Source organism: Vibrio sp. D173a, from assembly GCF_030248475.1.
The window spans coordinates 1-9,170 of the sequence record NZ_JAHGAH010000204.1 but is presented as its reverse complement, the minus strand read 5'-3'; the positions used below and the strand labels follow the sequence as shown (position 1 = coordinate 9,170).

At 46.7% G+C, this 9,170-nt stretch carries 8 protein-coding genes; 6 read left to right on the top strand and 2 right to left on the bottom strand.

Annotated features, from left to right (window positions below; genetic code table 11):
- Window positions 1–51 precede the first annotated feature (51 nt).
- Entirely contained in the window at window positions 52–1,545 is a 1,494-nt protein-coding gene (gene gppA, locus KIV40_RS19570) for a guanosine-5'-triphosphate,3'-diphosphate diphosphatase (protein ID WP_122020144.1), read from the bottom strand.
- A 19-nt stretch (window positions 1,546–1,564) separates the two neighbouring features.
- Window positions 1,565–2,878: an ATP-dependent RNA helicase RhlB gene (rhlB, locus tag KIV40_RS19565; protein WP_005430306.1), complete on the bottom strand. Its 1,314-nt coding sequence runs from the start codon at window positions 2,876–2,878 to the stop codon at window positions 1,565–1,567.
- 111 nt (window positions 2,879–2,989) lie between these two features.
- Between rhlB and trxA the strand changes: the two genes are divergently transcribed.
- The 6 genes from trxA to fre all read left to right on the top strand — a co-directional run bounded on the left by trxA (window position 2,990) and on the right by fre (window position 8,849).
- Window positions 2,990–3,316 (top strand): thioredoxin TrxA, encoded by a 327-nt coding sequence (trxA, locus tag KIV40_RS19560; protein ID WP_004745500.1) that lies wholly within the window; start codon window positions 2,990–2,992, stop codon window positions 3,314–3,316.
- A 196-nt stretch (window positions 3,317–3,512) separates the two neighbouring features.
- Entirely contained in the window at window positions 3,513–4,772 is a 1,260-nt protein-coding gene (rho, locus tag KIV40_RS19555; protein WP_005535997.1) for a transcription termination factor Rho, read from the top strand.
- Window positions 4,773–4,878: 106 nt separating this feature from the next.
- Window positions 4,879–5,871, top strand: a complete 993-nt coding sequence (locus KIV40_RS19550) for a hypothetical protein (protein ID WP_285350851.1) — start codon at window positions 4,879–4,881, stop codon at window positions 5,869–5,871.
- 130 nt (window positions 5,872–6,001) lie between these two features.
- Window positions 6,002–7,855 carry a 4-hydroxy-3-polyprenylbenzoate decarboxylase gene (ubiD, locus tag KIV40_RS19545; protein ID WP_285350849.1) on the top strand — a complete coding sequence of 618 codons (1,854 nt, stop codon included), beginning with the start codon at window positions 6,002–6,004 and terminating at the stop codon, window positions 7,853–7,855.
- Window positions 7,852–8,121: a 2Fe-2S iron-sulfur cluster-binding protein gene (locus tag KIV40_RS19540; protein WP_005535991.1), complete on the top strand. Its 270-nt coding sequence runs from the start codon at window positions 7,852–7,854 to the stop codon at window positions 8,119–8,121. Before ubiD ends, KIV40_RS19540 begins: the two co-directional genes overlap by 4 nt.
- A gap of 14 nt (window positions 8,122–8,135) precedes the next feature.
- Window positions 8,136–8,849: an NAD(P)H-flavin reductase gene (fre, locus tag KIV40_RS19535; RefSeq protein ID WP_005535989.1), complete on the top strand. Its 714-nt coding sequence runs from the start codon at window positions 8,136–8,138 to the stop codon at window positions 8,847–8,849.
- Window positions 8,850–9,170: the final 321 nt, after the last annotated feature.

The following is a 9,170-nucleotide window of genomic DNA, read 5'->3' as shown; positions in this document are numbered from 1 at the left end:
TAAGAGACAGCCGATAGGGACCTTCAACTAAGCAATAAGTTATCGTGAGGTTTAGCAAGCCACGATACTTAACGGCCAGCCGATGTCTGTTTGACGGTTGGACTCAATTTCCAACTCAGCGGCTGTCAGTGGGTTTGCCTCTAGCCATTTCGGATCAATACTTAGCGTCAGTTTGTCACCTTCCGCAGTGAGAGTCACACATGGCTCTAGATCTGGATTACGACGATGGCTGAGTAAAACCGCAAGACGCAATAGACGCAGCACGCGTTTACCACTCGTGCCTGAAAGGGCATGTTGCTCAGGCAGTGACGTCAGTTGTTCACGGTAGCGGCGAGCAATTTCACCGATTAAGAACTTCTGTGCACGGGTGTAACCAGGCAAATCCAAATGCTGTAGCAGGTAAGCGCTGTGCTCACCGCCTTTTTTGAAGTCGATAGTCAGACCGATTTCGTGCAGCTTGGCAGTTGTTTCCAGTAGGACTTTACCCTGAGGTTCTGCAACCCAAGCTTCACCGCCAACTTGCTCGAGCAGTTTGCCCGCAAGTTTTGCGACTTGTTCACCGTATTGGCAATCCAGTTGGTAACGGTTTTGTACACTACAAATGGTGCGTGCACGGATGTCGTTTTGACGAAGCTCGTCAACCATCTCGTACACCAAACCTTCACGTAGTGCGCCACCAGCCAGTGTCATGGCATCGATTTCTAGAAGCTCAAAGATCGCAATTAAAATGGATAAGCCACTTGGGAATACCAGAGCACGCTCTAGGGTCAGACCTTCAATATCGAGTTCTTCCAAGTGATCAGCAAGCATCGCCTGCTTTTGTAGACGCTTAAGTTTGGAGTGAGTAATCACTTCGTCCATGCCCTGCGCTAACATTATCTCTTGTAGTGCCTGAACTGTACCCGATGCCCCAACACACACGTCCCAACCTAGGTCGGTGTACTGTTCTAAGATTGGCATCAGAGTTTGCTTCGCGCCTTCAATGGCGGCTTCGAAGTTACGTGCATTCAATTGGCGGTCTTTGAAGAAGTTCTCTAGCCAAGTCACACAGCCCATTTTCAGACTGGTCAGTGCTTTGGCTTCGAAACCTTCACCGATAATCAGCTCGGTACTTGCACCGCCGATATCGACCACAAGGCGACGACCACTACCGCCAGAGGTGTGTGCAACACCTTTATATATAGTGGCAGCTTCTTCTTCGCCGGTAATCACTTCGATAGGCTGACCTAAAATTTGGTTCGCCTTCTCTAGAAAAACATCCACATTGGTCGCGGTTCGCAATGTCGCGGTACCTACAATGCGGATGTTCTGTTTAGGAATATCCTGCAAGCGTTCTGCAAATAGACTTAAGCAGTCCCATCCTCGCTGCATAGCTTCCATACTAAGAGAGTTATGTTCATCTAAGCCCGCGGCTAGACGAACTTTGCGCTTAATTTTAGCCATAGTTTGAACGCTGCCATCGATGTGACGCACAACGAGCATGTGAAAACTGTTCGACCCGAGGTCGATGGCGGCGTATAGCGGTGATGATCCTGCTTGACTCATAAACGACTTCAGTTTCCTTTTATGATTGTTTTGGCGCTGATTGGCGCGGCTGACGAGGACGACGTCCCTGTGGCTTGCGGTTACCAGAGCGAGTGCCACCTGTATTGGTGCGACGTTGCTGAGTACGAGGCGCGCGCATACGAAGTGGTGCAGGCAGATCTTGGATTAGAGCCGAAGCGTCGTAATCAGAAACTGGGATTGCGTGCTCAATGTATTCTTCGATTGGTGGCAGGTTGATTGCGTAATCTTCACAAGCAAAGCTAATAGAGTGACCGCTTGCGCCAGCACGACCAGTACGACCGATACGGTGAACGTAATCTTCACAGTCATCTGGTAGGTCGAAGTTGAATACGTGTGTAACTTGAGGAATATGAAGACCACGTGCTGCTACGTCAGTTGCGACTAGTAGGTCAACTTCACCACGAGTGAATTGCTCAAGGATTTTTTCACGCTTCTTCTGTGGTACATCGCCAGTCAGTAGACCAACACGGTGACCATCGGCTGCTAGGTGACCCCAAATCGACTCACACTTATGCTTAGTGTTAGCAAAAACGATCGCGCGGTCTGGCCATTCTTCTTCAATAAGCGTTTGAAGCAGTGCCATCTTGTCTTCATTCGAAGGGTAGAAAAGCTCTTCTTGGATGCGATGACCAGTTTTTTGCTCTGGCTCAACCACAACATGCTCAGGGTTGTGCATGTGTTCGAAAGCTAATTCTTGTACGCGGTAAGACAGCGTCGCTGAGAACAGCATGTTCAAACGCTCTTTTGGCTCAGGCATACGACGGAACAAGAAACGAATGTCTTTAATAAAGCCAAGATCGAACATACGGTCCGCTTCATCTAGAACAACGGCTTGAATGTTGTTTAGGTTGAATACGCGCTGCTTGTAGAAATCGATGATACGGCCAGTTGTGCCGATAAGAATGTCTACACCATCTTGAAGTTTGGCAAGTTGCTTATCGTAGCTTTCGCCACCGTAAGCTAAAGCCGCTTTAAGACCTGTGCTCGCAATCAAAGGCTCAGCATCGTTAAAGATCTGAATCGCTAGCTCACGCGTTGGCGCCATAATGATCGCGCGCGGTTGAGTTGGCTTGCGACCTTCGTGCTCTGGCGTGGTCAGAAGGTGGTTGAAGGTAGCAGTAAGAAACGCGAGAGTTTTACCAGTACCCGTTTGGGCCTGGCCTGCAATGTCTTGGCCGGTGAGCAGTACCGGCAACGCCAAGGCTTGGATAGGGGTACAATATTCGAACCCTTTTTTCTCCAATCCTTCAGTAACTTGGGGCTTTAAACCCAAATCGGCGAACTTTTGCTCTGTGATATGCGTCTTTTTCATGGCGATAGAATATCAGCTAAAGCTTGCAATAAGAAAGTAAATACATTCCAATAGGGCATCTATTTACTGGTTATCATCCAACCAGTTTCGAAAAACACATTGGAGTGGAAGATGAGTGATAAGATTTTGCAGCTTACTGATGACGGTTTTGAAAACGATGTAATCAACGCTGCAGGCCCGGTTCTAGTTGATTTTTGGGCAGAATGGTGTGGTCCTTGTAAAATGATCGCTCCTATCCTGGACGAAATCGCTGACGAGTACGAAGGCAAACTCACTATCGGTAAACTAAACATTGACCATAACGCAGGTACACCACCTAAGTTTGGTATTCGCGGCATTCCAACGCTACTGTTATTTAAAGACGGTAACGTAGCGGCAACGAAAGTTGGTGCTCTGTCTAAGACTCAACTAAAAGAGTTCCTAGACGCAAACCTATAATCACCAAGTGATTACAAACAAAACCGTGCAATATGACAATGCGCGGTTTTGTTTTTCTAACTCTGGACTAGAATATTAATTAGTGCTAACTTATCGCGCGTTAATTGAACAAATTTCTCTTCTTGGTCGATCCTGAGACCAAATCCATCTTAACTAGAAAACAGATCTTATTTTGACTAAACAAGCATCCACCACCATGAATCTTACTGAACTGAAGAACAGACCTGTGTCTGACCTTGTAAAGCTTGGCGAAAGCCTGGGTCTTGAGAACCTAGCTCGTCTAAGAAAACAAGACATCATCTTCGCAATTCTTAAAGCGCACGCGAAAGGCGGCGAAGACATCTTTGGCGATGGGGTTCTGGAGATTCTGCAAGACGGCTTTGGTTTCCTACGTAGCGCGGACAGCTCATACCTTGCTGGTCCAGACGACATCTACGTTTCGCCAAGTCAGATTCGTCGCTTCAACCTACGTACTGGTGACTCAATTGCTGGTAAAATTCGCCCACCAAAAGACGGTGAGCGTTACTTTGCTCTGCTTAAAGTCAACACAGTAAACGACGACAAACCAGACAACGCTCGTAACAAGATCCTATTCGAGAACTTAACGCCTCTACACGCTAACGAGCGTATGGTTATGGAGCGCGGTAACGGTTCTACAGAAGACATCACAGCACGTGTTTTAGACTTGGCATCGCCAATTGGTAAAGGTCAACGTGGTCTGATTGTTGCTCCGCCTAAAGCGGGTAAGACAATGCTTCTGCAAAACATCGCTCAAAGCATCGCATACAACCACCCAGAGTGTGAGTTGATGGTGCTTCTTATCGACGAACGTCCTGAAGAAGTAACAGAGATGCAGCGTCTAGTTAAAGGTGAAGTAGTAGCGTCAACGTTCGATGAGCCAGCTTCTCGCCACGTACAAGTAGCGGAAATGGTAATCGAGAAAGCAAAACGTCTTGTTGAACACAAGAAAGACGTGGTTATCCTGCTTGACTCTATCACTCGTCTAGCTCGTGCATACAACACCGTAGTTCCTTCATCAGGTAAAGTACTAACTGGTGGTGTAGATGCAAACGCACTACACCGTCCTAAGCGTTTCTTCGGTGCTGCGCGTAACGTAGAAGAAGGCGGCAGCCTAACTATCCTTGCTACGGCTCTAGTCGATACTGGTTCTAAGATGGACGAAGTTATCTACGAAGAGTTCAAGGGTACAGGTAACATGGAAATTCACTTGAACCGTAAGATTGCAGAGAAACGTGTATTCCCTGCGATTGACTTCAACCGCAGCGGCACACGTCGTGAAGAGCTTCTAACGAAGAACGAAGAACTTCAGAAGATGTGGATTCTACGTAAGATCGTTCACCCAATGGGCGAAACTGACGCGATGGAGTTCCTAATCGACAAGCTAGCGATGACGAAGACCAACGACGAGTTCTTCGATGCAATGCGTCGTCAATAGTCTCAGATAAGCAATTCTGCGAAGAGCCACCGTATATCGGTGGCTTTTTTATTGCTTTCTTCCGATAGAAGCAGCAGAATGAAGAAAATGTTATCGGGAGGTTAACATGCAACAAGGAATGTTGTCGTCATTACTCCTGAGCTTGTCACTTATCACACTACCCGCGACGTTAACTGCCAAGGAAATGCAGGAAACCGTGGTAGAGCAGTGGCTTCAGGACTCTCAAATACAGACCAAAGTATCTGAACTGCTTGATTACGCAGTCAGGGACGAGGTTGACTCGCTTAAATTTGCCCTAGACCGGCTTGCCTTTCCTCAACAAGAAGTCGTCCGTTTCCTTTTGCTCGAAAAGCTAGAGCAACAAGAACTCATCCTTACGCCAAGAATGTCGATTTTTGTCGAATCCCAAATCAGCATAACTCCAACTTACCAAGTGCTTGAGCGAGGGGATGGTTATGAATTCAGTGTACCTGCGTTTAATTTCCCGGCCATTGCTAGCCGTCTGATAAAGCGCTGGAAGCAGGATCAGAGAACGTTAGAATTTGTTTTGGAAGCAGAGCGGCAGGAGCTAAACCTCAAGGATTGGTTAACAGGTACGACGCATCAAGTGCAAACCAGAGAAGCGTTACTTATCCGTGAGCTAGACAGCTTATCGCCAGACGCGCTTGAAGCACTGACCAAACAATTAACCCATGCTAATGTTACCAGCTGGCTGCCATCCACAGCCGTGATTGTACGTTTGGCACAAGTAAGCCAAAATCAGTCGATGTACGATCTGTTGTGGCGTATGCGTGCGGATTACAATAGCCAAACAGAGTTAGCCAGATTAGCAGAAGTTGGTGATGGGTTTTCACTACAACAATTGATGAATTCCACCGTCAATCCAACCTTAAAACCTTATGCGATTGAACTGCTCACAAGATCCAATCCACTCTCTCATGACGTAAAACAATTCCTAGTGGCCAAGATGGCACTTTCAGAAGAAGCTACTTTGGTTGCTAGAGAACTCGCAAAGCAAGGGCATCACTCGTGGTTAGAAGAGTTGGTCTCAAACAATCACCAAGTAAAAACACGACAGATTGCGGAATTCTTGGAATAACCGTTGTTGATGTTCTTTAAGTAACAACTCTTGTCGCCATCGAGTTCACATACCCACACAAAATAGGAGGATCTTAGCGTCCTCCTATTTGTTATACTGCGGACAGTTTAATCAGCCAGCATGAAGGCCTATGAGTTTTAAGGATTTACGCGAATTTATCGACCACCTAGAACAGAAAGGTCGACTTAAACGCATCACTCACCCCGTCGACCCCGCTTACGAAATGACAGAAATCAGCGACCGTACCTTGCGTGCTGGTGGCCCTGCGCTGTTGTTTGAGAACCCAATTGGCTACGACGTACCTGTTTTGACGAACCTATTTGGTACGCCAGAGCGTGTCGCGATTGGTATGGGACGTGAAGACGTTAAAGAATTAAGAGAAGTCGGTAAGCTGCTGGCTTATTTGAAAGAACCTGAGCCACCAAAAGGCTTCAAAGACGCATTGGAAAAATTGCCAGTGTTCAAGCAAGTATTGAACATGCCAGCCAAGCGCTTAAGAAAAGCATCGTGCCAAGAGATTGTGTGGCAAGGTGATGAAGTCGATTTGGATAAAATCCCGGTGATGAGTTGCTGGGCAGAAGACGTTGCGCCATTGCTTACGTGGGGCTTAACTGTGACCAAAGGTCCGAATAAGAAACGTCAGAACCTAGGTATTTATCGCCAGCAGAAAATTGCCAAGAACAAAATCATCATGCGTTGGTTAGCTCATCGTGGTGGTGCGCTTGACCTGCGCGATTGGATGGAAACCCATCCAGGTAAACCTTTCCCAGTTTCGGTCGCGTTTGGTGCAGACCCAGCTACCATTCTTGGTGCAGTAACGCCAGTGCCAGATACGCTATCGGAATACGCATTTGCAGGTTTGCTACGTGGCAGCAAAACGGAAGTCGTTAAGTCAGTCAGTAATGATTTGGAAGTGCCAGCGAGCGCTGAAATCGTGATGGAAGGCTATATCGACCCGAACGAGTTTGCCGATGAAGGTCCTTATGGCGACCACACTGGCTACTACAACGAAAAAGAAAAGCACCACGTATTTACCATTACGCACATTACCATGCGTAAAGACCCAATCTACCACAGTACCTACACAGGCCGTCCGCCAGATGAACCAGCTGTATTGGGTGTGGCATTAAACGAAGTGTTTGTGCCGATTCTGCAAAAGCAGTTCCCAGAGATTGAAGACTTCTACCTACCGCCGGAAGGTTGTTCGTACCGAATGGCGGTCGTCACTATGAAGAAGCAGTACTCAGGACATGCCAAGCGCGTAATGATGGGTGTGTGGTCTTTCTTACGTCAATTCATGTACACCAAGCTTGTTATTGTGTGCGATGAATCGGTAAACGCGCGAGATTGGAATGATGTCGTTAAAGCCATGTCAGAGCATATGGATCCTGTACGTGACACCTTGATGATAGACAACACGCCAATCGACTCACTTGACTTTGCTTCGCCTGTGGTTGGTCTTGGCTCCAAGATGGGTTTAGATGCGACTATTAAATGGGATGCTGAACTGGCGACACGAATCAAGGTCAACGAACGTGACAATAAAGTGATTACCCAGTCTGATCTAGATGCGCTAAAACAGCAACGCCCTGAGATTGTCGATATCTATCTACCTGCAACAGCAAGTAACCAGTTTGCTGTCGTGACCATGAAGAAAGACCAAGCTGGTCAATCGCAAGCCTTGATGGAGTACCTGTGGGAATTCTTTGCTCAGTACACGGATAATAAATTCATTATCTTGTGCGACGATGACGTTAATGCGCGAGATTGGAATGACATCATTTGGGCTGTAACAACCCGAATGGATCCAGATAGAGACACTATTCAAGTGCATGGTAAGACTCATAGTTCATCCAAATTAGGACTGGATGCGACCAACAAGTTCGAATCCGAAGTCACGCGCGAGTGGGGTACGCCTATCAAAAAAGATCCTAAACTTGTGGCTAAAGTCGATGAGATTTGGGACCAGTTAGGTATTCTATGAGTCATCAAGTCCACCTTCTACCAATGGACGTTAGGTTCCAAGTAAAAGAAGGGGAGACGGTGTTGGAAGCTGCGCTCAACAACAATATTCGCTTCCCACACCGTTGCCAAGTTGGCGCTTGCGCCATGTGTATGTGTAAAAAGCTAGCGGGCGAGGTGAGTTACCACCTCGAACCGATGCTAACCGAAAAAGAGCAACAGCAAGGTTGGATATTCCCTTGCCAAGCCTATACAGAAAGTAATTTAGTGCTTACTTTTGATGAGTAAGCGAGAGGAACACCATGACCATCCAATGTAAAGTAAAGTCTATTCAGCCGTTAGCTTGTAATACTTATCAAATCCTTCTTCATCCAGAATCACCTGTACCTTTCAAAGCAGGTCAGTACCTTATGGTAGTGATGGGTGAAAAAGACAAACGTCCTTTCTCTATTGCGAGCAGCCCATGTCGTCATGAAGGTGAACTTGAACTGCACATCGGTGCGGCGGAACACAACGCTTATGCACTAGAAGTCGTTGAAGCAATGCAAGCGGCACTAGAAACAGATGGTCATATCGAGATTGATGCTCCACATGGTGATGCTTGGGTTCAAGAAGAAAGCGAACGCCCACTATTATTGATTGCTGGTGGTACTGGCTTTAGTTACGTGCGTTCGATTCTGGATCACTGTGTTGCACAGAGCAAAACCAATCCTATCTATCTATACTGGGGTGCGCGCGACAATTGCCAACTTTACGCTAAAGAAGAGTTGGTCGAGATCGCTGCAAAGTTTGCTAACGTTCACTTTATTCCAGTAGTAGAAGAAGCACCTGCCGACTGGCAAGGTAAAGTTGGTAACGTACTACAAGCGGTGAGTGAAGATTTCGAAAGCTTAGAAAACTACGATATCTATATTGCAGGTCGTTTCGAAATGGCTGGCGCAGCTCGTGAACAGTTCACTCAGAACAAGAAAGCGAAGAGTGAACGTATGTTCGCAGACGCGTACGCATTCATTTAAATACGGCTTTTGAGGCAGAAAAAGAGGGTTTTTTACCCTCTTTTTTGCTTTTTTGATGAAATAGTCATCGAACAGTCAGTTTTTTCCATTTTTTTTCAAAAAAGGGTTGCGAACGGATCAGAGTTCCCTATAATGCGCATCCACCGACACGGCAGACGCGATAAGGCTTCAGCAGAGTCGGAGAGGTGAAAAGCTTCTGAGAAAATAAATTGAAAAAAGTGTTTGACACTCTCAATTATCTCGTTAGAATGCACCTCCGCTTTGAGAGAAAAACTTCTCGATAAGCAAGCTCTTTAAAAATATAGACCTATCAATCTGTGT

Bases quoted from the DNA above. Each gene is read 5' to 3' on its own strand.
- gppA (WP_122020144.1), bottom strand. From the start codon at position 1,545: ATGAGTCAAGCAGGATCATCACCGCTATACGCCGCCATCGACCTCGGG.
- rhlB (WP_005430306.1), bottom strand. From the start codon at position 2,878: ATGAAAAAGACGCATATCACAGAGCAAAAGTTCGCCGATTTGGGTTTA.
- trxA (WP_004745500.1), top strand. From the start codon at position 2,990: ATGAGTGATAAGATTTTGCAGCTTACTGATGACGGTTTTGAAAACGAT.
- rho (WP_005535997.1), top strand. From the start codon at position 3,513: ATGAATCTTACTGAACTGAAGAACAGACCTGTGTCTGACCTTGTAAAG.
- KIV40_RS19550 (WP_285350851.1), top strand. From the start codon at position 4,879: ATGCAACAAGGAATGTTGTCGTCATTACTCCTGAGCTTGTCACTTATC.
- ubiD (WP_285350849.1), top strand. From the start codon at position 6,002: ATGAGTTTTAAGGATTTACGCGAATTTATCGACCACCTAGAACAGAAA.
- KIV40_RS19540 (WP_005535991.1), top strand. From the start codon at position 7,852: ATGAGTCATCAAGTCCACCTTCTACCAATGGACGTTAGGTTCCAAGTA.
- fre (WP_005535989.1), top strand. From the start codon at position 8,136: ATGACCATCCAATGTAAAGTAAAGTCTATTCAGCCGTTAGCTTGTAAT.